The 24,790-nt window shown below is 66.9% G+C and carries 30 protein-coding genes; 13 read left to right on the top strand and 17 right to left on the bottom strand.

Annotation, left to right across the window (positions count from 1 at the left end):
* Window positions 1–155: 155 nt before the first annotated feature.
* Window positions 156–1,634 carry an MDR family MFS transporter gene (locus tag D7252_RS11310; protein ID WP_120775480.1) on the top strand — a complete coding sequence of 493 codons (1,479 nt, stop codon included), beginning with the start codon at window positions 156–158 and terminating at the stop codon, window positions 1,632–1,634.
* A 31-nt stretch (window positions 1,635–1,665) separates the two neighbouring features.
* Here the strand turns inward: D7252_RS11310 and D7252_RS20080 are convergent, their stop codons facing one another.
* The gene (locus D7252_RS20080; protein WP_183055273.1) at window positions 1,666–1,812 is read right to left on the bottom strand and encodes a hypothetical protein; all 147 of its coding nucleotides are present in this window, start codon (window positions 1,810–1,812) and stop codon (window positions 1,666–1,668) included.
* A 50-nt stretch (window positions 1,813–1,862) separates the two neighbouring features.
* Here D7252_RS20080 and D7252_RS11305 point away from each other — a divergent pair, with 50 nt between their 5' ends.
* A complete protein-coding gene (locus D7252_RS11305; RefSeq protein WP_120775479.1) occupies window positions 1,863–2,447 on the top strand; it encodes a 1-acyl-sn-glycerol-3-phosphate acyltransferase in 585 nt (194 codons plus the stop codon).
* 21 nt (window positions 2,448–2,468) lie between these two features.
* On the opposite strand, the gene D7252_RS20075 is transcribed toward D7252_RS11305, so the two are convergent.
* Window positions 2,469–2,672: a hypothetical protein gene (locus tag D7252_RS20075; RefSeq protein ID WP_183055409.1), complete on the bottom strand. Its 204-nt coding sequence runs from the start codon at window positions 2,670–2,672 to the stop codon at window positions 2,469–2,471.
* 63 nt (window positions 2,673–2,735) lie between these two features.
* Here D7252_RS20075 and D7252_RS11300 point away from each other — a divergent pair, with 63 nt between their 5' ends.
* Window positions 2,736–3,257, top strand: a complete 522-nt coding sequence (locus D7252_RS11300; protein WP_308162491.1) for a DUF6328 family protein — start codon at window positions 2,736–2,738, stop codon at window positions 3,255–3,257.
* Window positions 3,258–3,287: 30 nt separating this feature from the next.
* Here the strand turns inward: D7252_RS11300 and D7252_RS11295 are convergent, their stop codons facing one another.
* On the bottom strand, window positions 3,288–3,833 hold the full coding sequence (locus tag D7252_RS11295; protein ID WP_120775478.1) for a Dps family protein: 546 nt from the start codon (window positions 3,831–3,833) through the stop codon (window positions 3,288–3,290).
* Between the two features lie 110 nt (window positions 3,834–3,943).
* Here D7252_RS11295 and D7252_RS11290 point away from each other — a divergent pair, with 110 nt between their 5' ends.
* Both D7252_RS11290 and D7252_RS11285 read left to right on the top strand, forming a co-directional pair.
* Entirely contained in the window at window positions 3,944–4,432 is a 489-nt protein-coding gene (locus tag D7252_RS11290) for a GNAT family N-acetyltransferase (RefSeq protein WP_120775477.1), read from the top strand.
* 107 nt (window positions 4,433–4,539) lie between these two features.
* A complete protein-coding gene (locus D7252_RS11285) occupies window positions 4,540–4,839 on the top strand; it encodes a Fe-S cluster assembly protein HesB (protein ID WP_120775476.1) in 300 nt (99 codons plus the stop codon).
* A gap of 96 nt (window positions 4,840–4,935) precedes the next feature.
* Here D7252_RS11285 and D7252_RS20070 read toward each other — a convergent pair whose 3' ends face one another.
* Window positions 4,936–5,109: a hypothetical protein gene (locus tag D7252_RS20070; RefSeq protein ID WP_183055272.1), complete on the bottom strand. Its 174-nt coding sequence runs from the start codon at window positions 5,107–5,109 to the stop codon at window positions 4,936–4,938.
* Between the two features lie 79 nt (window positions 5,110–5,188).
* Here D7252_RS20070 and D7252_RS11280 point away from each other — a divergent pair, with 79 nt between their 5' ends.
* Window positions 5,189–5,533, top strand: a complete 345-nt coding sequence (locus tag D7252_RS11280; protein ID WP_120775475.1) for a LysR family transcriptional regulator — start codon at window positions 5,189–5,191, stop codon at window positions 5,531–5,533.
* Window positions 5,534–5,552: 19 nt separating this feature from the next.
* Here D7252_RS11280 and D7252_RS11275 read toward each other — a convergent pair whose 3' ends face one another.
* Window positions 5,553–6,131, bottom strand: coding sequence for an alpha/beta fold hydrolase (locus D7252_RS11275; RefSeq protein WP_120775474.1), 579 nt, complete (start codon window positions 6,129–6,131; stop codon window positions 5,553–5,555).
* 328 nt (window positions 6,132–6,459) lie between these two features.
* On the opposite strand from D7252_RS11275, the gene D7252_RS11270 reads away from it, so the two are divergent.
* The gene (locus tag D7252_RS11270; RefSeq protein WP_183055271.1) at window positions 6,460–7,440 is read left to right on the top strand and encodes an SDR family oxidoreductase; all 981 of its coding nucleotides are present in this window, start codon (window positions 6,460–6,462) and stop codon (window positions 7,438–7,440) included.
* Between the two features lie 45 nt (window positions 7,441–7,485).
* Here the strand turns inward: D7252_RS11270 and D7252_RS11265 are convergent, their stop codons facing one another.
* Window positions 7,486–8,070 (bottom strand): ABATE domain-containing protein, encoded by a 585-nt coding sequence (locus tag D7252_RS11265; protein WP_120775472.1) that lies wholly within the window; start codon window positions 8,068–8,070, stop codon window positions 7,486–7,488.
* A 135-nt stretch (window positions 8,071–8,205) separates the two neighbouring features.
* On the opposite strand from D7252_RS11265, the gene D7252_RS11260 reads away from it, so the two are divergent.
* Window positions 8,206–8,835 (top strand): isochorismatase family protein, encoded by a 630-nt coding sequence (locus tag D7252_RS11260; RefSeq protein ID WP_120775471.1) that lies wholly within the window; start codon window positions 8,206–8,208, stop codon window positions 8,833–8,835.
* Between the two features lie 7 nt (window positions 8,836–8,842).
* On the opposite strand, the gene D7252_RS11255 is transcribed toward D7252_RS11260, so the two are convergent.
* Together D7252_RS11255 and D7252_RS11250 are read right to left on the bottom strand one after the other, a co-directional pair.
* A complete protein-coding gene (locus tag D7252_RS11255; RefSeq protein WP_120775470.1) occupies window positions 8,843–10,504 on the bottom strand; it encodes an ABC-F family ATP-binding cassette domain-containing protein in 1,662 nt (553 codons plus the stop codon).
* 21 nt (window positions 10,505–10,525) lie between these two features.
* The gene (locus tag D7252_RS11250) at window positions 10,526–11,845 is read right to left on the bottom strand and encodes a condensation domain-containing protein (RefSeq protein ID WP_215110941.1); all 1,320 of its coding nucleotides are present in this window, start codon (window positions 11,843–11,845) and stop codon (window positions 10,526–10,528) included.
* Window positions 11,846–11,919: 74 nt separating this feature from the next.
* Between D7252_RS11250 and D7252_RS11245 the strand changes: the two genes are divergently transcribed.
* Window positions 11,920–12,699: an alpha/beta fold hydrolase gene (locus D7252_RS11245; protein ID WP_120775469.1), complete on the top strand. Its 780-nt coding sequence runs from the start codon at window positions 11,920–11,922 to the stop codon at window positions 12,697–12,699.
* Between the two features lie 75 nt (window positions 12,700–12,774).
* Here the strand turns inward: D7252_RS11245 and D7252_RS11240 are convergent, their stop codons facing one another.
* On the bottom strand, window positions 12,775–13,248 hold the full coding sequence (locus tag D7252_RS11240) for a flavin reductase family protein (protein WP_147406730.1): 474 nt from the start codon (window positions 13,246–13,248) through the stop codon (window positions 12,775–12,777).
* 14 nt (window positions 13,249–13,262) lie between these two features.
* Window positions 13,263–14,588, bottom strand: a complete 1,326-nt coding sequence (locus tag D7252_RS11235; protein WP_120776931.1) for an NtaA/DmoA family FMN-dependent monooxygenase — start codon at window positions 14,586–14,588, stop codon at window positions 13,263–13,265.
* Between the two features lie 311 nt (window positions 14,589–14,899).
* On the opposite strand from D7252_RS11235, the gene D7252_RS11225 reads away from it, so the two are divergent.
* Window positions 14,900–15,259, top strand: coding sequence for a MerR family transcriptional regulator (locus tag D7252_RS11225; protein ID WP_120776930.1), 360 nt, complete (start codon window positions 14,900–14,902; stop codon window positions 15,257–15,259).
* Window positions 15,260–15,433: 174 nt separating this feature from the next.
* On the opposite strand, the gene D7252_RS11220 is transcribed toward D7252_RS11225, so the two are convergent.
* From D7252_RS11220 to D7252_RS11210, 3 genes are all read right to left on the bottom strand, one after another.
* The gene (locus D7252_RS11220) at window positions 15,434–16,099 is read right to left on the bottom strand and encodes a hypothetical protein (protein ID WP_120775466.1); all 666 of its coding nucleotides are present in this window, start codon (window positions 16,097–16,099) and stop codon (window positions 15,434–15,436) included.
* 105 nt (window positions 16,100–16,204) lie between these two features.
* Window positions 16,205–17,278 (bottom strand): redox-regulated ATPase YchF, encoded by a 1,074-nt coding sequence (gene ychF, locus D7252_RS11215; RefSeq protein WP_120775465.1) that lies wholly within the window; start codon window positions 17,276–17,278, stop codon window positions 16,205–16,207.
* A gap of 47 nt (window positions 17,279–17,325) precedes the next feature.
* Window positions 17,326–18,066 carry a class I SAM-dependent methyltransferase gene (locus D7252_RS11210; protein WP_120775464.1) on the bottom strand — a complete coding sequence of 247 codons (741 nt, stop codon included), beginning with the start codon at window positions 18,064–18,066 and terminating at the stop codon, window positions 17,326–17,328.
* A gap of 59 nt (window positions 18,067–18,125) precedes the next feature.
* Here D7252_RS11210 and D7252_RS11205 point away from each other — a divergent pair, with 59 nt between their 5' ends.
* Both D7252_RS11205 and D7252_RS11200 read left to right on the top strand, forming a co-directional pair.
* Complete coding sequence (locus D7252_RS11205; RefSeq protein ID WP_120775463.1) at window positions 18,126–18,719, top strand: 3'-5' exonuclease; 594 nt, start codon at window positions 18,126–18,128, stop codon at window positions 18,717–18,719.
* A gap of 85 nt (window positions 18,720–18,804) precedes the next feature.
* On the top strand, window positions 18,805–20,103 hold the full coding sequence (locus D7252_RS11200; protein WP_120775462.1) for a DNA recombination protein RmuC: 1,299 nt from the start codon (window positions 18,805–18,807) through the stop codon (window positions 20,101–20,103).
* A gap of 1 nt (window position 20,104) precedes the next feature.
* Here the strand turns inward: D7252_RS11200 and D7252_RS11195 are convergent, their stop codons facing one another.
* Complete coding sequence (locus tag D7252_RS11195) at window positions 20,105–20,389, bottom strand: hypothetical protein (RefSeq protein ID WP_120775461.1); 285 nt, start codon at window positions 20,387–20,389, stop codon at window positions 20,105–20,107.
* A gap of 204 nt (window positions 20,390–20,593) precedes the next feature.
* Window positions 20,594–21,580, bottom strand: a complete 987-nt coding sequence (glpX, locus tag D7252_RS11190; RefSeq protein ID WP_120775460.1) for a class II fructose-bisphosphatase — start codon at window positions 21,578–21,580, stop codon at window positions 20,594–20,596.
* Between the two features lie 185 nt (window positions 21,581–21,765).
* On the opposite strand from glpX, the gene fbaA reads away from it, so the two are divergent.
* Complete coding sequence (fbaA, locus tag D7252_RS11185) at window positions 21,766–22,794, top strand: class II fructose-bisphosphate aldolase (protein ID WP_120775459.1); 1,029 nt, start codon at window positions 21,766–21,768, stop codon at window positions 22,792–22,794.
* A gap of 72 nt (window positions 22,795–22,866) precedes the next feature.
* On the opposite strand, the gene D7252_RS11180 is transcribed toward fbaA, so the two are convergent.
* Window positions 22,867–23,394 (bottom strand): DUF6264 family protein, encoded by a 528-nt coding sequence (locus D7252_RS11180; RefSeq protein WP_120775458.1) that lies wholly within the window; start codon window positions 23,392–23,394, stop codon window positions 22,867–22,869.
* A 314-nt stretch (window positions 23,395–23,708) separates the two neighbouring features.
* Complete coding sequence (locus tag D7252_RS11175) at window positions 23,709–24,749, bottom strand: 4-hydroxy-3-methylbut-2-enyl diphosphate reductase (RefSeq protein ID WP_120775457.1); 1,041 nt, start codon at window positions 24,747–24,749, stop codon at window positions 23,709–23,711.
* Between the last annotated feature and the right edge of the window lie 41 nt (window positions 24,750–24,790).

The following is a 24,790-nucleotide window of genomic DNA, read 5'->3' as shown; positions in this document are numbered from 1 at the left end:
AGCGTACCCAGCCGATCAGACATCCGGGGCCGGGCGGGATCCGCTCTCGGCGGATATCGGTCGAGACGGAATGAAATGTCCGTTGCTGCCGTTACGCTGAATGACTCTCGCGTACTCTCACGCAATTCCCCTTTTTTCCTGCCCAGGAGGCCGCCATGTCTGCCGTCGATACCGGCTCCATCACGACGCCCCCCGCGACAGCAGGAGGCGAGATCTCGCGCACCGACATGCGAGTGATCTGGCTGCTGCTGGTCGCCGCCTTCGTCGCCATCCTCAACGAGACGACGATGGGCATCGCCATCCCGCATCTCAACCGCGACCTCGGGATTCCGCCCGAGCTCGGCCAGTGGTTGACCAGCGCGTTCATGCTGACCATGGCCGTCGTCATCCCGACGACCGGGTTCATCCTGCAGCGGTTCACCACCCGTCAGGTGTTCATCGCCGCGATGGTCGCGTTCTCGGTCGGCACGCTCGTCTGCCTGATCGCCCCCGGCTTCACCGTGCTGCTGGCCGGCCGGGTCATCCAGGCCGCCGGCACCGGCATCATGATGCCGCTGCTGATGACCACGATCATGAACGTGGTTCCGCCCCAGTCGCGCGGTCGCATGATGGGCCGCGTCGGCCTCGTGATCTCGCTCGCTCCGGCCATCGGGCCGACGGTCGCCGGCGCGGTGCTCGAGGCGTGGAACTGGCGCGCACTGTTCGCCATCATCCTCCCGATCGCCTTGGTCTCCCTCGCCATGGGCGCGAAGTGGATGACGAACCTCGGTGAGACCCGCGTCGTCCCGCTCGACATCCTCTCCATCCCCCTCGCGGCACTCGGCTTCGGCGGCATCGTGTTCGGCCTGAGCCAGTTCGGCGGTGAAGGCGGCTCCGGCGAGACGACCGGGATCGTCTCCCTCGTGGTCGGCGCGGTCGCGCTGGCGCTGTTCGTCTGGCGCCAGCTGATCCTCCAGCGGGTCGACGACTCGCTGCTCGATCTCCGCGTCTTCCGCTCGCGCAACTTCACCTTCTCGGTGATCATCATGACGATTCTCGCGCTGTCGATGTTCGGAACGCTGACCCTGCTCCCCCAGTACCTGCAGAACGTCGCCGGCCTCAATGCCCTCCAGGCGGGTCTGATCCTGCTGCCCGGCTCGGTGCTGATGGGTCTGCTGGGCCCGGTGATGGGGCGCGTCTACGACGCCCGCGGCACGCGTCCGCTTCTGATCCCCGGGACGATGCTCGTCTCAGCGGCGCTGTTCTACTACTCGACAGTCGGCGAGCAGACCGTGTGGTGGGTGCTGATCATCGTGCAGGCCGCCATGTCCGTCGGTCTGGCGATGTCCTTCACGCCGCTGTTCTCCGCATCGCTCGGTTCGCTCCAGCGTTCGCTGTACTCGCACGGTTCTGCCGTGCTGAACACGCTCCAGCAGGTCGGCGGGGCCGCCGGTGTGGCGCTGCTCACCGTCACCTACTCGTCGATCCTCCACGCCGGTGAGACCGAGGGCCTGTCGACGGCTGCCGCGGGCGCACCGGGAGCTCGAATGGCGTTCCTCATCGCCGCGATCATCTCGCTCGCGGCGGTGGCGTTGAGCGCCTTCGTGAGCAAGCCGGCGGACGACGCCGGCGAGGCCACGCACAGCGGTCACTGACCGAACCTGCACGCCGGACGGCGTCTGCTTCTTACCGTGTCTGCGGCGCGGGGAGATGGCAGACGCCGTCGCTGCAGTACCCGGCAGCTTCTCCCTCGAGGAGGTTCGGCGTTCCGGGAAGAGGCTGCAGCCCGATCGGGGCGACCTGCTCTGCGGGGCCGTGCGGCGTTTTCTCCATCCCTCGATGCTACGCCCGGCTGAGGCAAGTGGCACCGGTACCGTTGATTCATGCTCAAACGACTTCTCGCCCGCGTGTTCTGGGCGTTCAGCCGCTGGACTCTCGTGAGCGAATCCACCCCGACCCGGCCGACCGTCCTCATCGGCGCACCGCACACCTCGAACTGGGACTTCGTGCTGATGCTGGCCATCGCCTGGCGGCTCGACATCGATGTGCATTGGCTCGGGAAGAAGAGTCTCTTCCGGGGCTGGCGAGGGCCGATCATGCGCCGGATCGGCGGGATCCCCGTCGATCGCGCCGACCCTGCCCGCGTGGTCAACGACGTCGTCGGCCAGGTGCACGCCGGCAAGGTTTTCGGACTCGTCGTCACCCCGGACGGCACGCGCGGAGGCAACGAGTACTGGAAGTCCGGTTTCTACCGCATCGCCCGTGAGACCGGGATGCCGGTCACTCTCGGTTTCGTCGATCGCACAACCATGACCACCGGGCTCGGCCCCACCCTCGATCTCACCGGCGACGTCGCCGACGACATGGACCGCGTCCGTGCGTTCTACGCCAATAAGGCGGGTCTGCGGCCGGAGCTTCGGACCGAACCGCGGTTGCGGGAGGAGACTTCCAGCGCCGGCGACGCGTGAGCTGACCGCTCCGACGCTCCGTCAGCGATCGCGCTCGGTGTGAGTGCGGGCGTACTCGAGGTCTTCGTCCGTCAGCGCCTCGATCATCCCGACCACTGCACCGGTGATTTCTCTGATCTCTTCGCGCACGGTCTCGTCGAGGTGCGGCGAATCACTGTCGAGCACCGCGTCGCGGGCGTCGTCCGACAGCTCCGACCACCAGTCGTCGATCGGCGGGAGTGTCATCGCTCCTTCTTTCGTCCAGCGGATGGGAGAATCTGGAGAGGCCGGGAAAAAGGAGCGATCACGGTGGATCTACCGGGCGACGAACACGAGGATGACGATCGCGCGGACGGCCGCGACGAGACACCCAACGAGCGGGCGGATCGGAACTGGAACGAGCTGCTCCAGGAGCTGCGCGTCATGCAGACCGGCACGCAGATCCTCACCGGCTTCCTTCTCGCACTCGCCTTCCAGCCTCGGTTCCTCGATATGGACGAACTGCAACGGAACCTGTACATCGTGCTCGTGGTGTTCGCCGCGACGGCCAGCATTCTGGCGCTGGCGCCCGTCGGCATCCACCGTGAGTTGTTCGGCCGGCGGCAGAAGCCCGAACTCGTGCGCATCGCCGGGCTCATCGTCCGGATCGCTCTGGTCGTGGTCGGCGCACTCACCGTGGGCGTGACGACGCTGATCATCGACTTCACGGTGAACCGCACCGCTGGCGCCGTGACGCTGGTGTCCGGCGCCGTCTTGGTCGCCGCGCTCTGGATCGCGCTGCCTCGGTTCATCCGGCGCGATGGCCCTTCCGACGGAGCCGCGCAGGGGTGACCGCGTCGACTCCGTCGGAGGACTGCAGGATCAGCGACCTGCCGGGCTTCGATTCTCGGCACTGACCATCCAGGCGAACTGCTCGAGCCGCTCGATCACGGCGTGCAGGATGTCTGCCGATGTCGGATCCTCTTCGTCGACCTCGTCGGGCACGTCGCGCATCGTCGAGACCACGGCCTCGAGTCGCACGGTGATCAGGTCGATGGTCTCCGTGGTCGACACCTCTCCGGCCGGGAAGGCGGGGAGGGAGGTCGTCTCGGCGATCGTCGCGCTTCGACCATCGGGAACCGCGTGCAGGGCGCGCATCCGCTCAGCGACCGTGTCGCTGAAGGCGCGCGCATCCTCGATGATCTCATCGAGCTGACGGTGGGTGTCTCGGAAGTTGCGCCCCACGACGTTCCAGTGCGCCTGCTTTCCCTGCAGGGCAAGCTCGAGCAGGTCGACGAGCACGGCCTGCATGTTCGCTGCAAGGGTCGGAGATGCCGTGAACCCCTTCTCGGCGTTCTGACGGCGAGTGGTCTTGACTCCCCCCTTGGTCGTGTTGCCGGTCTTCTTGTTCGTCTTGGTCTCAGCCATGTTTTCTAACCTCCTGTCCAGGACGCTAGCGTGGCGGAGTGCGGCACCCCGAGGGGGTTGACACCGACCGGGCGAACCCGGAGTGTGGCCGCGTGACGAGGAGAGGGACCGTGAGGGAAGAGCAGCAGAACAATCGACCGGAGGTCGTCATCGCCCCGATCAGCGACGACGATGCGGGCGAGGTGTTGACGGTGCAACGCGCCGCCTTCGTCTCGGAAGCGGCGATCTACGGAAGCGTGGACATGCCTCCGTTGACGCAGACGCTCACCGAGCTGGAGGCGGAGCTCCGCTCGGAATCTGGTTTCACCGCACGGATCGACGGACGCCTGGTCGGCGCCATCCGCTTCGTCGAACGCGACGACCTGCTCCTCGTCGGACGCATCGCCATCGCGCCGGACATGCAGGGCGAAGGGATCGGGCGGATGCTGCTCACCGCAGCCGAGGAGTCGTCGTCGGCTCGGGTGGCGGAGCTGTTCACCGGAAGCCTGAGCGAGGCGAACATCCGGCTCTACGAGTCGTGCGGCTACGAGGAGCACGAGCGGGTTCCGGATGGCGATGGGACCGCGCAGATCTTCATGCGCAAGCCGCTCGAAGGTTGAGAGCCTCCTCCGAATCCGATCCCTCGGCTTGAGACGAGCACCGAAGTCCGGCATCGTGGCCCGGACATGTCGCGACCGCGGCATGCCCCGACCGGAAGGAGAGTCTCGTGCTCACCCTCACCGACAACGCCACCGCAATCGTCACGACCCTCGTTAGTCGTCAGAGCGAAGCCCCCGATGCCGGGCTGCGCATCCACTCCACCGCCACCCCTGATGCGGACGGCGGCGCACGCCTGGCTGTGCTCGTCACCGCAGACCCGGACCCGCAGGATCAGGTCGTCGAGGTCTCCGGAACCCGTCTCTTCCTCGATGAGACGGCCGCCTCCGCGCTCGACGACAAGGTGCTCGATGCGGGCGTCGACGACGAGGGCGCCGTGTCCTTCGCGGTGATGCCGAAGGTCGCCTGAACGACCTCACCTGAACACGTTTCCGGATGCCGCGGCCTAGAGGTCGCGGCATCCGTCTTTTCCGTGGATGGGCTCCGAGACTTCAGACTTCAGGCTTCACGCGGGATCGTGGCTGGTGTGGTCGCGCAGGTCGGGCTCCGCGCGGAGGACTTCGGCGATCTCCTCCTCCGGCCGTGGAGCGATCGTCTCGTCGGCCTCGAGTTCCGGAACGGACCCCTCGAACTGTGCGGGGATGCACTCCGGAGCGGAGTTGTCGTGATGGTCGGACACGGTGAACCCTTCGATCGGTGTCTCGCCAGCGTACGCTGAAGACGTACCGCAATCCCTGCGGGAAAGGACGGCTCACCCCGTGAAGATCTCGCTACTCCGCCGTTTCATCGCCGTCGCGGAGGAACTGCACTTTCCGCGTGCGGCGGAGAAGCTCGGCATCCCGCTCGCCTCGCTGTACACGTCGATCGACAAGCTCGAGGCGGAGGTCGGCGACTCGCTCGTTCATCGCGACGATCCGACCAGGCTCACCAAGGTCGGCGAACTGCTCCTGGTCGAGGCGCGTGCGCAGGTGGCAGCGGCTCCGGAGCCCGTTCGGAACGCCCCTGTGCCCCGGGGTGGCAAGGCGAAGGCCTCGAAAGGCGAGGGGCGAGCGCCCGCCGTGAAGGGACAGCCGAAGCCGTACAAGAAGCGCCAGGGCCGCTAGCGACCCCGGCGCTTCCCGCTCAGTCCCAGTCGAGGTACTCCTCGATGTCGACAGCGGTCTCGATCGGATGGGTCATCGGGAAGAGATGGTCGCCACCGGCGATCGTCTTCACGCTCACACGCTCAGGGACGGTGGCCATGAGCTGCTCACCATTTGCGGGCGGATTCACGGTGTCGTCGGAGCCCTGGATGATGAGCACCGGGATCACGGGTGCGACGGGGATCTCGCTCTGTTCGACACCCAGGAGCAGCAGGCCGTTGACCCGCGCGTGGTGGGCTGCGGCGAGCGCGCGCGCGACCGTGCCGCCGTAGCCGTGTCCGCCGACCCAGGTGTCGTCGAGCCCGACGTGGTCGATGACCGCGAGCGTATCCTCGACCCGCTCCTCGAGCGACACGTCTGCATCGTCGACGCCGCCACGATGCCCGATCCGCACGACGTGGAACCCGGCTTCTTCGGCAAGGTAGTGCGCGGCCACGGCGAGGACATCCATCGGGACGCCCCGCTCCTGGATCATGACGAGTTTGACGGGCCCGTCGCCTTCGTCGACATACGGAACAGCGCGGCCTTCGGGTTCGAAGATCTGGGTCTCGGTGGTCATCGGCGTCAGTCTCCTCGTGCCGTCGGTATCAGTCTCTGAGGCGGAACATCCCCGGCAGGCCCCTGCGAGCGGGCCGCGGTCCCGAACCGCCCGGTCCAGCGTATCCCGCCGCCAAGGTGCCGCCCGAACCAGTCGCCGCCGCCCGACGGCCGTTCTCGTGTCGCGGGTGATTGTCGCAGGTGCCTTCGCCTCTGCAAACCCCCTGAGGGAAAACAGAGATCGAGGGTTGCATGAGATCGAAGTCGAGATCGCATCGAGGAGAAGGAGTGCGTCCGTGGCGCGAGGACGGAGAGGGCAAGGTGAGCGGCGCAGCCGAAACCCTCGCCCGTTGAAAGAACAGGTCGTGGTCATCACCGGCGGATCGCGCGGCATCGGTCGCGAAGCGGCCATGCGTTTCGCGCGAGCCGGGTCGAGCGTGGTGATCCTCGCCAGAGGCGAAGCGGCTCTGGTTGACACCGTCGAGGCGATTCAGCGCGACGGAGGGATCGCGCGGTACATCGTCTGCGACGTCACGGACGCAGCCGGCGTCGCGGCCGCCGTGCACCAGGTCGAGCAGTGGTTCGGGCGGATCGACACCTGGGTGGGCAACGCCGGCGTGCTGCTCTACGCACCGGTTGCGGAGACGACGGCATCCGATCTGCGCCTGCTTTTCGAAGTCAACGTCGTCGGCCAGTTGCACGGCATACAGGCTGCTGTCCCGGCGCTTCGTCGCGCCGGGGGCGGCACCTTCGTCGCCGTGAGTTCTACGGAGGCGGTCGTCACGTTGCCCCTCCACAGCGGCTACGCCGCTTCCAAGCATGCCGTCGAAGGACTGCTCGACGGGCTGCGCCGGGAACTCCGCACCGAAGCGCCCGAGATCTCGGTGACGGCCGTGCGCCCTGCGGTGATCGACACACCCATCTACCGGCATGCGCGAAATCGCCTGTCTCGCCGGCCCACAGGGCCCCGCCCCCACTATTCGCCTTCGGTCGTGGCCGAGGCCATCGTCTTCGCCGCCACCCATCGGGTGCGGACGATCCACGCGGGCGGCGGTGCGCGCTTCTTCACGGCGGGCGACTCGCTGGTGCCGTCGGTGATGGACAGTCTGCTCGGTCGCTTCGACCGCTTCATGCACACGTCGGAAACGGTTCTTCCGAGCGCGGGCAATCTCGAGGGTCCGCTGGAAGACGTCGATCCACATGGCGGGCTACCAGGGCGCGGCCGCTGGAGCGTCTACACCTGGCTCCGCGTGCACCCGCTCGTACGGGTGGCGGTGATGTCGGTCGCCGTCGGGGCGGGCGTCCGTTCGATGAGGATCCGGCGGGTCTGACGCCCTGGTCCGGTGGCAGAGAGCGGAGATCCGTCGAAGGTCGATTCACTCGCGGACCGAGGGCGCCTTCTTCCGCACGTAGGAACGCGCCGCGCGCACTCGATCGCCGCAGCGTGTCGAGCACCACTGCCGCCGCGCGTGTGTGCGGAGGAAGAACCGCGAGCATGGGCTCGCGTCGCATTGTGCGAGCATGGATGCTTCGTGCCCAGAGAGCAACGATGCCGCGTCGTCGGCGATGAGCGCCATGACGTGCTCGATCACCTGGGTCGTCGGATGATCCGGGCTGCGGGTGAACCCACTCGTGGGCTCGAACCGGAGAAGGAGAGCGCCGGGCACCGCCGTGAGAGCGCGGTTGAGCTCGTCGACAGCATCCGCCGCGGGGACGTCGCCCTGCGCGTGCGCGTCGAAGATGATCCGCAGGCTCTCGCGGAGCGCGACGATCCGGCTCCGGCAGTGCTCCTGCAGTTCAGCCTCCGGTGCGATCAGGGCGCGCCTCAGGAGCCACTTCCTCAGCTCTTCGGGCGTGTCCAACTCGTCGAGCGGGGCGCCTCCGGTCTGCGTCGTCACAGTGTTGACCAGGGCGAGGCTGGGATGCTGCTCGGCACCGGGAACCGAAACTCTGTCATCCATGCCCTCATGGTATCAGTTGCTCTTTACCGTGAGATGGTTGCTAGAGTAGCTCACGTCAAACACTGCAGCTTTCCGTGAGGTGCGGATCGGCCGCAGTGAATCCGACACTGACTTTCCCACCAGAGGAGACACACCATGAGCGCACCACGACGAGCATTGGTCGTCATCGACGCCCAGCAGGAGTACTTCGAGGGACTGCTCCCGATGCAGTACCCCGAGCGGAACGAATCCATCGCGCGGATCCGAGCCGCGATCGACGCAGCCGAGCAGAACGGCATCCCGGTCGTTCTGGTGCAGCACGAGCTTCCGGCTGATGCTCCCGTCTTCGCGGCCGGATCGGCCACCCACGGCAACCACCCTGATGTCGCCGCTTACGAAGAAAGTGCCACCAAGCGCGTCAGCAAACACTTCTCCAGCGTCTTCGACGGAACCGATCTCGCGGCGTGGCTGCGCGAGCAGGGCATCGACACGATCACGCTGGTCGGCTACATGACGAACAACTGCGTGCTGTCCTCCGCAGCATCCGCCGAGCCGCTCGGTTTCGCCGTCGAGGTCCTCTCCGATGCGACGGGCGCGATCGACATCGCCAACGAAGCGGGCCGTGTGTCCGCCCAGCAGGTGCACGCGACTCTGATGGCGCTCCTCCACTCGAACTGGGCCGCCGTCGCCCAGGTGGATGCCTGGTCGGGCGCTCTCGACGCCGGCGAAACCTTGCCCAAGAGCGACCTCGTCACCTCGGCGGCACAGGGGCGGGAGGCCCGCTGAGGGAACTTCACATCTCGGCGACCTGGCCCGAATCCACCCGCCAGTGGCGGTCAGTGCGCACCGTCGCGAGCATCCGCCGATCGTGTGTGACGAGCAGCAGAGCGCCCTCGTACGAGTCGAGTGCCTGCTCGAGCTGCTCGATGGCCGCCAGATCGAGGTGGTTGGTCGGCTCATCGAGCACGAGGAGGTTGATGCCGCGAGCCTGCAGCAGCGCCAGTCCCGCCCGGGTGCGCTCGCCCGGTGAGAGCTCGTCGACGGCACGGCTCACGTGATCAGCCTTGAGCCCGAACTTGGCGAGGAGGGTGCGCACCTCCGCTGATGCCATGGCCGGTACAAGGGACTCGAACGCCGACGCCAGCGGCTGCGTCCCGGAGAGCAGTGCACGCGCCTGGTCGATCTCGCCGATCTGCACGCTCGCGCCGAGCGCTGCCGTTCCCTCGTCGGGACTCTGCCGCCCCAGAAGCCCGCGGAGCAGCGTGGACTTTCCTGCGCCGTTGGGGCCGGTGATGCCGATGCGCTCCCCTGCGTTCACCTGGAGCGACACGGGTCCGAGAGTGAAGGATCCCTGCCGGAACACGGCAGAGCTCAGAGTCGAGACGACCGAACTCGATCGCGGGGCCGAGCCGATGGTGAATTCGAGCTGCCACTCTTTGCGGGGCTCGTCGACCTCGTCGAGTCGGGCGATCCTGCTCTCCATCTGACGCACCTTCTGCGCCTGCTTCTCACTCGACTCCGCCGACGCCTTGCGTTTGATCTTGTCGTTGTCCGGAGCCTGCTTCATCGCGTTTCGCACGCCCTGGCTCGACCACTCCCGCTGAGTCCTGGCGCGGGCCACGAGGTCGGCCTTCTTGTCGGCGAACTCGTCGTACTTCTCGCGCTGGTGCCGACGCACCGTCGCGCGTTCCTCGAGGTACGCGTCGTAGCCACCGCCGAAGACTCGGTTGGAGCCCTGGGCAAGGTCGAGCTCGAGGACCCTGGTCACGCAACGAGCAAGGAATTCGCGGTCGTGGCTGACCAGCACGACACCGCCACGGATGCCGCGGACGAATGCCTCGAGCCGCTCGATGCCGTCGAGGTCGAGGTCGTTGGTCGGTTCGTCCAGCAGCGCGATGTCGAACCGCGAGAGCAGCAGCGCGGCGAGTCCCACGCGGGCTGCCTGCCCGCCCGAAAGCGAAGTCATCATCGCGTGAGCAGCGTCACCGCCGAGATCGAGACCGAGGTCGGCGAGCACCACCGGCAGCCGCTCGTCGAGGTCGGCGGCGCCACTGGCCAGCCAGCGCTCCAACGCTGTCGAGTACGTGTCGGCCGGATCTGTGCCTGGCGCGGCGAGGGCGGGGTCGCTGAGCGCGGCTGCGGCAGCATCCATGTCGTTCGTCGCTGCCGCGCAGCCCGTACGGCGGGCGATGTAGTCGGCGACGCTCTCCCCCGGGATGCGCTCATGCTCCTGCGGCAACCAGCCGACAAAGGCGTCGGCGGGCGAGAGTCTGATCGTGCCGGCCTGCGGATCGCGGATACCGGCGAGCAAGGTGAGCAGGGTCGACTTGCCTGCACCGTTCGCGCCTACCAGCCCGACGACGTCGCCCGGTGCGACGGTGAGATCGAGCGAGTCGAACAGGGTGCGATGGCCGTACCCGCCGGCCAGCCCTTGGGCCACGAGTGTTGCGGTCATCCGTCAATCCTGTCACCTGGGTCACGGATACGCGTCAGCCGGTCCACGAACCGAGGACCGCGCGTCCGCCTGCAATCTGGCGACGAGCAGGTCAAGCCATCCGCCGACGTTGGCGCGACCCTCAGCGGTGTCGGGGTAACGGCATCTCAGGTGCAGACCCGCCTCATCCAGGATGAACCACAGCATCACACCATCGGTGTCGGTCGCCGCGCTGACATATTGGGCGTCGAGCCCGACGGAGTCGATTCGCACGGGCAGTCTGCGCAGGTCCAGCCACGAGATCGCGAACATCCCGGGCGCTACAGGCATGCCGCCCCACGGAGCGAGTACGTCTGCGAGCGGCCATGCGCCGAGTCGCACCGCCTCTTTCACCGCGGCCGCCGCCGCGTGCGGTTCGGCGACGTCCGACTCGAGGACGGAGTTGGTGATGAACCAACCGACCGAGTCATGCCAGTGGTCCTCGAAGCGGCTGTGCACCGGAAACATAGCTCGAAGCGGGGTACCCGCCAACTCGCGGGTCACCGCAGTCATCGCGACCACTGCGCGTGCGAGGGTCGAGACGCCGTCGTCGCGGGCCTGTGCAGTGAATGCTGCGGCGTCGTCGACATCGAACACGTCGCGCACTTCCACGCGCTCGGGATGCGGCTCGGGCGCGCCCAGGGGCAGCGGGAACTGCGGCATCACGCCACCGCTGTCCTCGATGATGTCTTCCCAACGCTGACGTACGTGGTCCGGTGCTGCATCCCGATCCAGCAGCGCGTGCGTGTGTTCGACGAACGCCGGTGCCGGCCCTGGCAGCGGTTGCGGGCCCGCCGTCCCCGTGTCGAGCGCAGCCAGCAGGTCGCGCGCGATCACCAGCATCGACCACATGTCGACGTGCGCGTGGTCCGCTGCGATCACGACAGTGAGCCCTGCGGCAGTCTCCAACACGCACAGCCGGTGCGAAGGACGTTCGTACGGTGAACACGCCGCATCGAGAATGCCCCGCAACGCGTCGTTGACAGCCTGACCAGGGGCCACCGGATGCTCGACCCAGCTTCCGGGGGCGATCTCGATCTCGTGAAGCACCGGATCGCCATCAGCACCGGGCGCGAATGCCGATCGCAGCGTGCCATGGCGAGCGACGACGGCCAGCCAGGCGTCGGCGATCGACTCACGACGAGTCGATGCGGGCAGCCGGAAGGACAACGCCATCCACGAGCCGGGTCGATCGCCTGCGCCGACATGGAGTCGCTGATCGAACGACACGGGGAGGCGTCGCCCGAGTGCAGACGCGCTGACGTCGTAACCCCAGAGCCGTCCGAATGGGAGGCGGAGGTGCGTGACGTTGGTCAGTCGCATGGGCAGTACCATATCGCCCCAGATAGTCTGAAAAGTCAACGACCGACGCGATCAGTCACCGATTGAAGACCCTGATGCCCACTTTCGAGGTAGCCGGAGCAGAGCTGGCTGTCGCCTTGAGCGATGAAGGCGGACACCCCGTCGTCCAGCTGCATGGCCTCACGTCGAGCCGGGGCCGCGATCGGGTCCTCAATCTCGACCTCGGTAGAGGGCTCAGTGGGACTCGACTGCTCCGGTACGACGCACGCGGTCACGGTCGGTCGACCGGGCGGAAGGTCCCCGAGGACTATCGCTGGCAGAACCTCGCTGAGGACCTTCTGCGGCTGCTCGACCGCTGGTTCCCGGGCGAACGTATCCACGGAGTCGGTCCCTCCATGGGTACCGCGACTCTCTTGCACGCTGCTTCGATCGAGCCGGACCGCTTCACCGGGCTCACGCTCATGGTGCCACCCACTGCCTGGACGACCAGACCCGATCAAGCCGAGATCTACCGAGCAGCGGCCGCGCTCATCGAATCCGACGGCGTGGAAGCATTCCTCGCCGCCACGCGTGGAACAACACCGCCACCGGCCACCGTCGGCACCCCGGAGACACGGCCCGACGTCGCCGACGCTCTCTTGCCGTCGCTGCTTCGCGGCGCGGCGCTCAGTGACCTGCCTGCCCCTGAGGCCGTCGCGCGAATCGACGTGCCGACGACGATCTTGGCCTGGGTGGGCGATCCGGGCCACCCACTGTCCACCGCGGAATCCCTCGCCGTGCTGCTCCCGCACGCAACTCTGACGGTCGCCCGGACCCCGGGAGATGTCGAGACCTGGCCCGAGATCTTGAGGCGAGACGTCGAACGTCGGGCATAGACCGCCCGTTCGCGCCGGCTTCACTCAGTTGTTGAAGCGGAACTCCACCGAGTTCCGGTACGGACCAACCATTGATCACACGGCTAACGTCAGCACGTCACCCGCCAGCGTGCGCACACGACTGCCGAAGAATACGAGGGGCTCTCGCGTCTCATCGCGATCAAGGGCGAGCACCTCCAGCAGCATCAGCGTGTGATCGCCCGCCTCTACGGCAGTGCGCGGAACGACCTCGATCGTCGCGAGCGCACCAGCAACAAAGGCCGCCTGGCCCCTCACCTCCATCTCGACGCCAACGAACCGCTCGGCGGCCGGGCGGCGCAGATTGCTCAGCACCTGCTCGTGCCCGACGCCGAGCACACTGATCCCCCACCGTTCGGCCCGCCGAAGAACGGGCCACGTCGTCGACGCGTACGCGAACGACAGCGAGACGAGCGGTGGATCCAGCGACACCGATACGAGCGAGTTCGCGGGCATGCCCACGATCTGCCCGTCGACTTCGGCTGCGACGACCGACAGGCCGGTCGAGAACCCCGCGAGCGCATGGCGCATCCGATCCCGCGTGATCACTTCAGCCACTCGCCAAGACCGTACTGGTCGGGGATGCCGAGGTTCTCGCGCAACGTGGATCCCACGTAGCCCTCGGGATAGAGGCCACGCTCGCGCAGGATCGGCACGACCTCGTCGACGAACGCGTCGATGCCGTCCTCGTAGACGTCGGGCGAGAGCCAGAAGCCGTCGGCGGCACCGGCATCGAACCAATCTTGCATGTGATCGGCGTGTACCTCCCCCGGCCCCACGGTAACGGGGTGATAATCGATGACGCCGTGCGCGAGGATGTCACGCGGCGACCACCCCTCGCGCGCCACCTTGAGCGCGATCTCGGAGCGCGGGTCCTGCGGTGACGCATGCGCGATTGCCATTTGTTCGGGCGCGAGCGGCTTGTCGATGTGCCGCGGCTGGATCGGCACGCCGATCATCGCGCTGAGGTGTGGAAGGCGGGCCTCGATGACCTCGCCCGACATCGACATGCGCCGGTCGAGTCCTTCGCGCACCGTCGGGGTCACGGTGGTCATGATGCCGACGATGAACTTCACGTCGTCGGGGTTGCGACCAGCCTTCTCAGCAGCACGCCGCAGCGCCGCGCGCGAAGCGCGGGCCTCGTCGATCGTCCACACCTCGGTGATGAAGCCGCTCGCGTAGCGCCCAGCGATCTCAAGCAGATGCGGGCTTGGTCCGCCCGAGGTGAAGACGACAGGCTGCCCCTGCTCCGACGGCGGCAACGCGAGCGGTCCGCGCGATGCGACGTATTCGCCGCCGAGGTTGATCGGCTGCAGCTTCGCAGGATCGATGAAGCGGCCCGACTCCTGGTCCTTGATCCAGGCGTCCTTCTCCCAACTACCCCAGAGCGACTGCACGACCTGGATCGATTCGTGGGCACGCTGGTATCGCTCGGCTCTGTCGGCGACGGGCTTGCCGTAGTTCGCCGCGACGAGCTGGTCGCTCGTCGTGACAGCGTTCCAACCGGCGCGGCCGTGACTCATGATGTCGAGCGTCTTGAACTGCCGGGCTGTGTTGAAAGGTTCCTGGAACGTCGTAGACCCCGTCAGCACGAAACCGATGTTGTTCGTCGCCTGCGAGATCGCAGCCGCCTCCATGAGCGGATCCATGATGTTGCTCACGGTCGAGTGCTCGAGGTCGCCCCGCACGGCCGGGAAGTCGGGCGTGAACACGAACGAGAAGCCGCCGCGTTCGGCGGCTTGGGCGTAGCGAATGTTCGCTTCGACCTTCGAGTAGTTTCCGGGGTCAACGTGCGGTGCGCGCCAGGCACCCGGGAGGGTGCCGTAGCCGTCAGTCAGTGCCATCCCGAGGATGATTTTGCGGTCTGCCATGGTCATGCGCCTATCATCCAACGTTGACACCCATGTGAATGTCAAATCATCATGAACACCGGCGCGTGGGCTTTGATAGTCATGCCCGTCTCGCAGTCGACGCGGGGCATGAGGTACTTATCGCGAATTCATGCGGGCCTGAGAGCCTCGCAGACCTCCTGGGCGGAGTCGGGTGCGTGCACGCTGTGGACCAGGGAACGCCGCTACTCGCCGATCGCCTCCGCGAGCTCCTGGCTGGCTCCAGGCGCGCTGCCGTGGCCAAGAGGCAGTTCTGACGGATATCCTTGACATGGATGTGAAGGATGGGCGGGATGCGGATCGGCGAGCTGGCTGAGCGAACAAAGGTGCCCACGCGGATGCTGCGGTACTACGAGGAGCAGGGACTCATCACGCCGCTACGGCTCGACAACGGCTACCGCGAATACGACGAGTATCTCGTGGCGCGCGTGCAGAAGATCCGCGGGCTGCTCGACTCGGGGATCCCTACCCGCATCATCAGCGACATGCTGCCGTGCCTGAATGACACAAGCGGCACAATCGTCGCAGATCCTGATCCCGAACTGCGCGCGGTGCTCGTCGAACAGCGCGACAAGATGGTCGAGCGCATAGCCTTCCTCGAGCAGAACCGCGACGCCCTTACGCGATACATCGACGCAATGGATCGCTCCTGACACCCACACACGAAAACGCCGGAGAAGGCCTGCCCTCCAAGCTGGGGTTTAGACGTTGAAGCGGAACTCAACCACGTTCCGCAGCTGAATCACCTCTCGCGCTCGCACAGCTCGACCTCACCACTGCAACACCCGACGCCGTCACCCGTCGCCCTGGTCTTGGACGCGGCGGCGTTACGGCACAACCGTCAGTCGTCGCCTTGAAGCACCTCGTCGGGCTTCGCCCAGCGCACGGAGACCCGGTGCATCCAGGACAGCCCGGATGATGCGCTCGTCAGCACCCACGGCGATCTCGCTGGTGTAGATCGGGGCACCGATGAACCACGATCGATCCTCCGGCCAGATCAGCGAGGGGATGTCGCCGTTGTGCCGCAGAGCTGCGACGGAAGAGAGTGGGCCCGACCACAGGAAGTAGTTGCGCTCCGGGAGCATCAGCGGCGCAGCATAGGGTCTCGCGACACGACGGCGGGCCATCGACTCCTGCGCTTGTCTGAGCACCGCCTCATCATGGGGGAAGGCGAAGGCGGCGGATCCGGGCGCCGTGCGCGGGTCCTGGTCGCGGTCATACAGCCATCCCCAACCCTCCCACAGAGCGCTGTGCACGATCTGCGCGCCAGTGAAGGGCGCGAGTTGCTGGATCAACGCCTCGAGGACCGGATAGTCCTGCCGCTCCGGCATCTCAGCGCCCCACGGGATCCGAACGACGGCATACGCCTCGTACCCCGCGGGGACGGCGTGACCGAGCGTCCTGCCGAAGAAGTCGAGGAGCGGACCGATCCATTCGCCGCCAGTCGGTTCAGGATCCCACGAGGCCCCCGCGGCAGTGAGGTACTCATCCATGGATCGCACGCTATCAGCGGCCCAGCATGCAAGCCCGCAGAACACGACATTGCAGTGGTCCTCGCGATGCTCGCCCACTTGGGCAGACGTTGAACGGGAACGCGACTAGTTGTTGAAGCGGAACTCGACGACGTCGCCGTCCTGCATGACGTAATCCTTGCCCTCGAGGCGGGCCTTGCCCTTGGCGCGGGCTTCGACGACGGATCCCGTCGCGACGAGGTCGTCGAACGAGACGATCTCCGCCTTGATGAAGCCCTTCTCGAAGTCGGTGTGGATCACACCGGCGGCCTGCGGCGCCTTCGACCCCTTGGGGATCGTCCAGGCGCGGGCCTCCTTGGGACCGGCCGTCAGGTACGTCTGCAGCCCCAGGGTGTCGAAGCCGATGCGAGCGAGCTGATCGAGACCCGACTCATCCTGGCCCGTCGATGCGAGCAGCTCGGCGGCATCCTCCGGGTCGAGGTCGATGAGCTCGGACTCGATCTTCGCGTCGAGGAAGATGGCCTTCGCCGGTGCCACGAGCGCCGCGAGCTCTTCCTTGCGAGCATCGTTCGTCAGCACGCCCTCGTCGACGTTGAAGACGAAGATGACCGGCTTGGCGGTCAGCAGACCCAGCTCCCGGATGGGCTCGAGGTCGATGCCGGCAACAGAGAGCAGCACGCCGCGCTCCAGAGCATCCTTCGCCGCTTTCGCCGTCTCGAGGACGACCGGCTCGATCTTCTTGCCGCGCACTTCCTTCTCGTACCGCGCGATCGCCTTGTCGACGGTCTCGAGGTCGGCGAGCATGAGCTCGGCGTTGATCGTCTCCATGTCGGATGCCGGGTTCACGGCCCCCTCCACATGCACCACGTCGTCATCGGAGAAACCGCGCACGACCTGCGCGATGGCATCCGCCTCACGGATGTTCGCGAGGAACTTGTTGCCCAGCCCTTCGCCCTCGCTGGCACCGCGCACGATCCCGGCGATGTCGACGAACGACACGGCAGCGGGGAGCACGCGCTCGCTGTGGAAGATCTCCGCGAGCTTGTCCAGGCGGGGGTCGGGGAGGTTCACCACCCCGACGTTCGGCTCGATCGTCGCGAACGGATAGTTCGCCGCGAGCACGTCGTTCTTGGTGAGTGCGTTGAAAAGGGTGGACTTGCCGACGTTGGGCAGGCCGACGATGCCGATAGTGAGAGCCACGGGGTACGAGTCTACCGCTCGTCGTGCGCGTGCTCCCGTGGGCGGCCTCAGTCGCGGATCGCGCGGAAAGCGCGCGTGACGTATGGGAGGTCGATCGTCTCCTCGCCGTGCAGACCCGACTCATCGAAGAGCTCGTCCATCTCGCGTCGGATCCGAGCCTTCTCATCGTCGGATGCCGTGATGACGTAGCTGCGCGACGCCGCCATCTTGTGCAGCAGATCGCGCGTCATCGGACGCGACCACACCCAGCGCTCCTGGGCGAGCGCGCCGAAAGGCTCCGCGACGACCGGGTCACCCGCGGCGAGCATGACCTCCGCGGTGCTGCCGTGCATGATCTCCGTCAACCGTCGCACCCAATCGACGCTCTCATCCCGGATGTTCCAGATCAGTCCCAGTACCCCACCGCTCCGCACCACACGCCCGATCTCGGTCGATGCGGCGATCGGGTCGACCCAGTGCCACGCCTGGCCGAGCACGACAGCATCGACACTGGCATCCGGCAGCGGAAGCTTCTCAGCCGTGCCCACGAACGCCGGCACACCGGGAACAGCGGTTCGGAAGGTGGCGAGCATGTCGGGGTCGGGATCGACGGCGACGACCTCGGCATCCGGTGCACCGAGCAGTGTGCGGGTGAGCTTTCCGGTTCCGGCGCCGACATCGGCGATCCGGCGCGCGCCGTGCGGCAGGGCTTCGAGCATCCACGCCACCGAATCGAACGGGTACTCCGGCCTTCCGACCTCGTAGCTGTGGGCCTGAACACCGAAGGATGTCGCCTGCTCGTCCGTCATGTCGTCAGCCTACGGCGAGCCTGCGCCTCGCCACCGAGACAGCGAGAGAAAGTGGTCTCGTGCCACTGGACTTCACTGCGATCGACTTCGAGACCGCGAACTCCAGCCCCGCCTCCGCCTGTTCCGTGGGACTGGTACGAGTGCGCGGCGGCGAGGTCGTCGCCACAGCGGGCTGGCTGATTCAGCCTCCTCCCGGGCACGATGAGTTCCAGGAATGGAACGTCCGCATCCACGGCATCCAGCCGGAACACGTGCTCTCCGCCGCCAGCTGGGTGGATCAGTTCGATCGACTGTGCGACTTCGCCGGCGCCGATGTCCTCGTCGCGCACAATGCGGGCTTCGACCTCAACGTGCTCCGCCGGGCGGCGGAAGTCACCGGGCTGCTCTGCCCGCCGTACCGCTCGCTCTGCAGCCTGCAGGTCGCCCGCAAGACCTACCAACTCGACTCCTATCGACTGCCCAAGGCCGCGGCGGCCGCCGGTTTCGCGGAGTTCTCCCATCACGACGCCCTCGCGGATGCGCGAGCGTGCGCCCAGATCGTGATCGACGCCGCACGTCGGAACGGCGCGGTGGACGTGTTCGGCCTCGCCGACGCACTGAGCCTGCGGGTGACGGAACCGTCCGTTCCGGTCTTGGAGCGCGCCGTCGCCTGATCGCGGTCAGCAGATCGGCAGGCTGACGCCGCGATGTTGGCGCGGGCAACGGGCCGATGTCGGATGCTGCAGGCATCATGGGCACATGGATGCACTGACTGTCGTTCTGCTGCTCGCCGCTCTCGCGGTCGGAGTCGCCGCAGGGTGGTATCTGAGAGCCGGCCGCGGAGCAGCCGATCTCGCGCGCGCCGAGGCCGAGTTGGCCGCTGCCCGCGATGACCGCGATCGTCAGTACGACCTCTATCGCGACGCCGTCGAGCACGCGCGAACCGAGCAGCGTGCGGAGGCCGAGCGCGTGCAGCAGCAGAACGCCGTCCTGACCGCGCTCGCGCCGGTGCGGGAGAGCCTTCAGCAGATGCAGTCCAAGGTCACCGCGATCGAGCAGGAAAGGCAGGCGCAGTTCGGCACCCTGGCCGAGCAGCTCAGGCGCGCGCAGGAGTCCGACGAAGCGCTTCGAGCCACGACCGAGTCGCTCGCCGGGGCACTGCGATCTACGGCGACTCGCGGAGTCTGGGGCGAGACGCAGTTGCGCCGTGTGGTCGAAGCCGCCGGGCTCACCCGCCACGTCGATTTCGATCTGCAATCCACCATCTCTTCCGACCGCGGCACCGGTCGCCCCGATATGGTCGTGCGCCTGGCGGGAGGAACCTCGATCGCCGTCGACGCCAAAGTGCCGCTCGACGCCTACCTCGAGGCTTCCGCTCTCCCCGCCGGGGGCACCCACGAAGCGCAGCGCCGCGCTCATATGCAGAAGCACGTCAAGGCAGTCCGCGCGCACATCGACGCCCTGGCGAAGAAGGCATACTGGTCCGGCCTCGACGCGAGCCCGGAGTTCGTGATCTGCTTCCTGCCGAGCGAATCCCTCCTCGCGGCCGCGCTCGACGAAGACCCGACCCTGCTCGACTATGCCTTCAGCCGGCGGGTGGCCCTCGCCTCCCCTGTCAACCTCTGGGCGGTACTGAAGACCGTGGCGTACACCTGGACGCAGCAGGAGGTCTCGACCGAAGCGCGCACGCTGCTGAACCTGGGCACGCAGCTCTACGACCGACTCGGCACTCTGGCAGGTCACGCCGACGACCTACGCCGGGCGCTGGAGCGTACCGTCGACAGCTACAACAAGTTCGCCGGCTCTCTCGAGACCCGCGTGCTGGTCACGGCACGGCAGTTCCCGGGCATCGATGCATCCGGGCTCGCAGCCGCACCGGCCGTGACCGCGGGAGTGACGCGCCGCTTCACCGCGCCGGAACTCATCGGCGGCGACGAGCCGTCGCCGCGGTCGAGGGCTCGAGACGACGAAGAAGCATCGGCGGAGCCACGAGAGTCACCCGCAGCGCTGCTGCGCGCCGACGTGGGAGCGGTTCGCTCCCGATTCGACGAAGCCTGAGTCAGGCTGCGCCGGGGACACCGCTCAACAGCACGATCACCAGGCCACTGGTGGCGAGGAAGGCTCCGATCATCCACCAGGCGCTGATCTCGTGACCTTCGGCGCGACGCACGCGGAAAAGAACATCGGCACGTCGTGCTGGATCGACCACCGTCTTGGGCGGCGAGGAAACCGGTGCGCTGACTCGAGTCTCGGAGTCGGCGCTCACTCGAAGGATGCGCCCCGTGTTCGTCGTCACGATCTTGGTCGGCGCGGCCTTCGGGCCACTCGTGTGCTGCGTTGTCATCTGTTCGCCCCTCCTGCGCCTGCGGTGCCTGGCGGCTCCGTCGACGGCGACAAACCCAATGACAATTGTGACACGGCGCTTCGCCGAACCGGGGATCACGAGGTGTCGACCCGGTACCGGGTCGATAACGATGATCGTCTCAGACGACTGACCCTGAACGGTGCCGATCAGACTGATTCGCGCTGGCTCAGCGGCGTGCGGAGCTCAGAGCCACTTCGAGACGAGGTGCTCTGAGGCGATCCGCCGCATCGTGCCCGACGCACCGCGCAGAACCACACTCTCCGTGTAGACGAAGCCTCGCTCACGCCGCACCCCGGCGACGAGCTGACCGTCGGTGACACCGGTCGCGACGAAGATCGCGTTCTTCCCCTGCACCAGATCGTCTGCTTCGTAGACCTTGTCCATGTCCAGCCCCGCATCGATGCCGCGCTGGCGCTCATCGTCGTCACGCGGGAACAGCGTCCCCTGGATGTGCCCGCCGAGCGCCTTGATCGCACACGCGGTCACGATGCCCTCGGGGCTCCCTCCGATGCCGACGCACATGTCCGTTCGCGCGTCGTGACGGGCCGCATTGATGCCGCCGGCGACATCTCCATCGCTCATCAGTCGAGTACCGGCCCCCGCGTCACGGATCTCCTGGATGAGTTGCTCGTGACGCGGTCGGTTCAGGACGGAGACCACGATCTCGTCGACGGGCTTGCCCAGCGCTTCGGCGAGCTTGCGAATGTTCTCGCCGATGGGCAGGCGGATGTCGACCACGCCGACTCCCGCAGGGCCGGTCACCAGCTTGTCCATATAGAAGACGGAGGACGCATCGAGCATCGTGCCACGGTCGGACACGGCGATCACCGAGAGCGCGTTCTGTCGACCCGCCGCTGTGAGGGATGTCCCGTCGATCGGATCGACCGCGATGTCGCAGAGCGGACCTCGTCCGGTGCCGACGATCTCTCCGTTGAAGAGCATCGGAGCGTTGTCCTTCTCCCCTTCGCCGATGACGACTCGCCCCTGGAAGTCGACCGTGCCGAGGAAGGCGCGCATCGCGTCGACGGCGGCACCATCAGCCGCTTCTTTCGCTCCCCGCCCGATGAACGGAACCGCGCGGATGGCCGCGGCTTCGGTCGCGCGTACGAGTTCCATCGCGAGGTTGCGGTCGGGGTGGAGCGGACTCAGATCGGCTGCAGGACTCACCATGGGGCCAGCCTAACCAGCGAAGACACCAAATCCTCGGCCTTTCACTGCCGTACGGGCGAAGGAAAGTCGATTCTTAACGCAGGCGCAGGAGTCGGCTCCCCGGGGCGCCGCCCCGTCCGCGGCATCCGCTCGGTCACCCCGATAGAGTGACATCTGTCCCGGCTTCACCTATCGCAGGAGTTCTCATGCCCGTCGCCACCCCGGATCAGTACGCCGAAATGCTCGACCGCGCGAAGGCCGGCGGCTTCGCGTACCCCGCTTTCAACGTCTCCAGCTCGCAGACGATCAACTCCGTCCTTCAGGGCCTCACCGAGGCCGGCTCCGACGGCATCATCCAGGTCACCACGGGCGGCGCCGACTACTTCGCCGGCCACACGGTCAAGGCCCGCGCGACTGGCGCACTCGCCTTCGCGCGCTACGCGACCGAAGTCGCCAAGAACTACCCCGTGACGGTGGCGCTGCACACCGACCACTGCCCCAAGGATGCCCTCGCCGGATTCGTCGAGCCGCTGATCGCTGCCTCCGAAGAAGAGGTGAAGGCGGGTCGCAACCCGATCTTCCAGTCCCACATGTGGGATGGCTCGGCCGTCCCCCTTCAGGAGAACATCGAGATCGCGAAAGAGCTCCTCCCCCGCATGAAGGCGATCAACGCCATCCTCGAGGTCGAGATCGGCGTCGTCGGCGGCGAGGAAGACGGCGTCGCGCACGAAGGTTCGAACGACGCGCTGTACACGACGTTCGCTGACGTCGACCAGGCCGTTCAGGCGCTCGGCCTGGGCGAGCAGGGCCGCTACATCGCCGCGCTCACCTTCGGCAACGTGCACGGCGTCTACAAGCCCGGTGGGGTCAAGCTCCGTCCCGAACTCCTCGGCGACATCCAGGCCGAGGTCGCCGCGAAGTACAACACGGGCGCAAAGCCGCTCGACCTCGTCTTCCACGGCGGATCCGGCTCCACCGACGACGAGATCGCTCTCGCGGTCGCCAACGGCGTCATCAAGATGAACATCGACACCGACACCCAGTACGCCTACACGCGGGCGATCGCGGACTACATGTTCAAGAACTACGACGGCGTCCTGAAGGTCGACGGCGAGGTCGGAAACAAGAAGGTCTACGACCCCCGCGCCTGGGGCAAGGTCGCCGAGAAGGCGATGGCCGCTCGCGTCGTCGAGTCGACTCGTCAGCTCGGATCGCACGGCCAGTCGAAGAGCTGAGTCACCAACCTCCGCAAGACAGAAGGGTGCCCCGGCCGATCGGCCGGGGCACCCGTCTGCGTCTGGCGGCGCTCAGCCGCCCATGTTCTCCACATACGACATGAAGGCGGGGTCTCCGAACATCGGCACGGCCATGCAGACAGAGACGATTCCCATGGTGATCACGGCACCCACCAACGGCATCCACCACGTGATCTTCCCGCGGCGAAGCCGTCGGACCGACAGCCACGCGGTGAGGGACCAGCCGGCCACCAGCACCACAGCCGCGATCGTGCCCCAGAGCTTGCCCTGAGCGAAGTTCGTGAACTCCCCTTCGATGCCGAGGATCTTCATGCTCTCGTTCATCACACGGGGCAGGTCGAGGTACGACACGGCGGTGACGATCACACTCACGAGACCGTACGCGAGCAGTCCGATCGTGACGAGTCGATCCGCTCGGTGCGGACGACGGAAGCCCTCGTCGCGCACGGGAGGGTGCGCCGGCCCACTCGCGGGAGGCGCGACATTCGGGGCGCTTGCCTCCAGAGGCGGGAGGCCGGCTGCCCTGCGCTGCTCCTCGGGGGTCGCGATCTCGCCGTATTGAGGACGCTGCTGGGTCATCCCGCCATGCTAACCGCACAGGCTCGGAGCGCCTCACAGCCGGCCACGCCCACCAGCGGACCGCGGGGAGAACAATGGCGGCCCCGGAGAATTGGGGACTCCTCGGGGCCGCGGACTCGGAACGCTGGGGACGTTCATCATCCAAGTGGGTCACGGAGAGCTGGGGACCCTCCGTCAACCTGGAGCGCCGGATGCACAGACGCTACAGTCCTGATCATAGGAAGGCGCGTGCCCCGACCGCTAGCCCCTCTTGCTCAGACGCAGAACTCGTCCTGCCTTCGCGGCGCGGGTCACGGGTGCGGCGAAGGCGCGGATCAGAGGGAGCCGCTGGTGGCGCGACCGCCGAGTGCACGAGCGTCACGCTGACCCGCGGCATCCTGACGCAGCTCCTTCGGCAGAGAGAACATGAGGTCCTCTTCGGCCGTCCGCACCTCTTCGATGTCGCGGTACCCCGCGTGTCCGAGGGCCTCGAGCACCTCGTCGACCAGCACCTCCGGCACCGACGCGCCGCTGGTCACGCCGACGGTCTCGACCCCGTCGAGCCACTCCTGCTTGACCTCTTCGGCGTAGTCGACTCGGTACGCCGCCTTCGCGCCGTATTCGAGCGCGACCTCGACCAGCCGCACACTGTTGGACGAATTCGACGACCCGACCACGATCACCAGGTCTGCGTTCGTGGCGACCTTCTTGATCGCCACCTGCCGGTTCTGCGTGGCATAGCAGATGTCGTCGGACGGGGGATTCTGCAGCTCGGGGAAGCGAAGACGAAGTCGGTTGACGGTTTCCATCGTCTCGTCGACGGAGAGGGTCGTCTGCGACAGCCACACGACCTTCGACGGGTCCTTCACCTGAACCGTGTCCGCCTCTTCTGGCGAGTTCACCACGGTGACGTGGTCAGGAGCCTCTCCTGCGGTGCCCTCGACCTCTTCGTGTCCTTCGTGGCCGATGAGCAGGATCTCGAAATCATCACGCGCGAACCGCACGGCCTCACGATGCACCTTCGTGACCAGAGGACAGGTCGCGTCGATCGCGTGCAGTCCCAGATCGGATGCCGCATTCACGACCGCCGGCGACACACCATGCGCACTGAAGACGACATGCGATCCCGCGGGAACCTCATCGACCTCCTCGACGAAGATGGCGCCCTTCGCCTCGAGCTCCGTGACGACGTGGATGTTGTGCACGATCTGCTTGCGCACGTACACCGGGGCGCCGTATCGCTCGAGAGCCTTCTCGACAGCGACCACCGCGCGGTCGACGCCGGCGCAGTACCCCCGGGGCGCGGCGAGCAGAATCCGCTTCTGTCCGAGGACCGGGTTATCCTGAAGCCGCCCGACCGCACGCACTCGTGGCATGCGAGGGATGGGGAGATGAACGGCAGTCGAAGTCACCCCTT

Source organism: Microbacterium sp. CGR2, from assembly GCF_003626735.1.
Taxonomy (GTDB): Bacteria; Actinomycetota; Actinomycetes; order Actinomycetales; family Microbacteriaceae; genus Microbacterium.
This window is presented reverse-complemented; position numbering and strand designations above follow the sequence as displayed.

Coding starts and splice junctions, on each gene's coding strand:
- D7252_RS11310 (WP_120775480.1), top strand. CDS start 156: ATGTCTGCCGTCGATACCGGCTCCATCACGACGCCCCCCGCGACAGCA.
- D7252_RS20080 (WP_183055273.1), bottom strand. CDS start 1,812: ATGGAGAAAACGCCGCACGGCCCCGCAGAGCAGGTCGCCCCGATCGGG.
- D7252_RS11305 (WP_120775479.1), top strand. CDS start 1,863: ATGCTCAAACGACTTCTCGCCCGCGTGTTCTGGGCGTTCAGCCGCTGG.
- D7252_RS20075 (WP_183055409.1), bottom strand. CDS start 2,672: ATGACACTCCCGCCGATCGACGACTGGTGGTCGGAGCTGTCGGACGAC.
- D7252_RS11295 (WP_120775478.1), bottom strand. CDS start 3,833: ATGGCTGAGACCAAGACGAACAAGAAGACCGGCAACACGACCAAGGGG.
- D7252_RS11275 (WP_120775474.1), bottom strand. CDS start 6,131: ATGACCACCGAGACCCAGATCTTCGAACCCGAAGGCCGCGCTGTTCCG.
- D7252_RS11265 (WP_120775472.1), bottom strand. CDS start 8,070: ATGGATGACAGAGTTTCGGTTCCCGGTGCCGAGCAGCATCCCAGCCTC.
- D7252_RS11260 (WP_120775471.1), top strand. CDS start 8,206: ATGAGCGCACCACGACGAGCATTGGTCGTCATCGACGCCCAGCAGGAG.
- D7252_RS11255 (WP_120775470.1), bottom strand. CDS start 10,504: ATGACCGCAACACTCGTGGCCCAAGGGCTGGCCGGCGGGTACGGCCAT.
- D7252_RS11250 (WP_215110941.1), bottom strand. CDS start 11,845: ATGCGACTGACCAACGTCACGCACCTCCGCCTCCCATTCGGACGGCTC.
- D7252_RS11245 (WP_120775469.1), top strand. CDS start 11,920: ATGCCCACTTTCGAGGTAGCCGGAGCAGAGCTGGCTGTCGCCTTGAGC.
- D7252_RS11240 (WP_147406730.1), bottom strand. CDS start 13,248: ATGCGCCATGCGCTCGCGGGGTTCTCGACCGGCCTGTCGGTCGTCGCA.
- D7252_RS11235 (WP_120776931.1), bottom strand. CDS start 14,588: ATGGCAGACCGCAAAATCATCCTCGGGATGGCACTGACTGACGGCTAC.
- D7252_RS11225 (WP_120776930.1), top strand. CDS start 14,900: ATGCGGATCGGCGAGCTGGCTGAGCGAACAAAGGTGCCCACGCGGATG.
- D7252_RS11220 (WP_120775466.1), bottom strand. CDS start 16,099: ATGGATGAGTACCTCACTGCCGCGGGGGCCTCGTGGGATCCTGAACCG.
- D7252_RS11210 (WP_120775464.1), bottom strand. CDS start 18,066: ATGACGGACGAGCAGGCGACATCCTTCGGTGTTCAGGCCCACAGCTAC.
- D7252_RS11200 (WP_120775462.1), top strand. CDS start 18,805: ATGGATGCACTGACTGTCGTTCTGCTGCTCGCCGCTCTCGCGGTCGGA.
- D7252_RS11195 (WP_120775461.1), bottom strand. CDS start 20,389: ATGACAACGCAGCACACGAGTGGCCCGAAGGCCGCGCCGACCAAGATC.
- glpX (WP_120775460.1), bottom strand. CDS start 21,580: ATGGTGAGTCCTGCAGCCGATCTGAGTCCGCTCCACCCCGACCGCAAC.
- fbaA (WP_120775459.1), top strand. CDS start 21,766: ATGCCCGTCGCCACCCCGGATCAGTACGCCGAAATGCTCGACCGCGCG.
- D7252_RS11180 (WP_120775458.1), bottom strand. CDS start 23,394: ATGACCCAGCAGCGTCCTCAATACGGCGAGATCGCGACCCCCGAGGAG.
- D7252_RS11175 (WP_120775457.1), bottom strand. CDS start 24,749: ATGCCACGAGTGCGTGCGGTCGGGCGGCTTCAGGATAACCCGGTCCTC.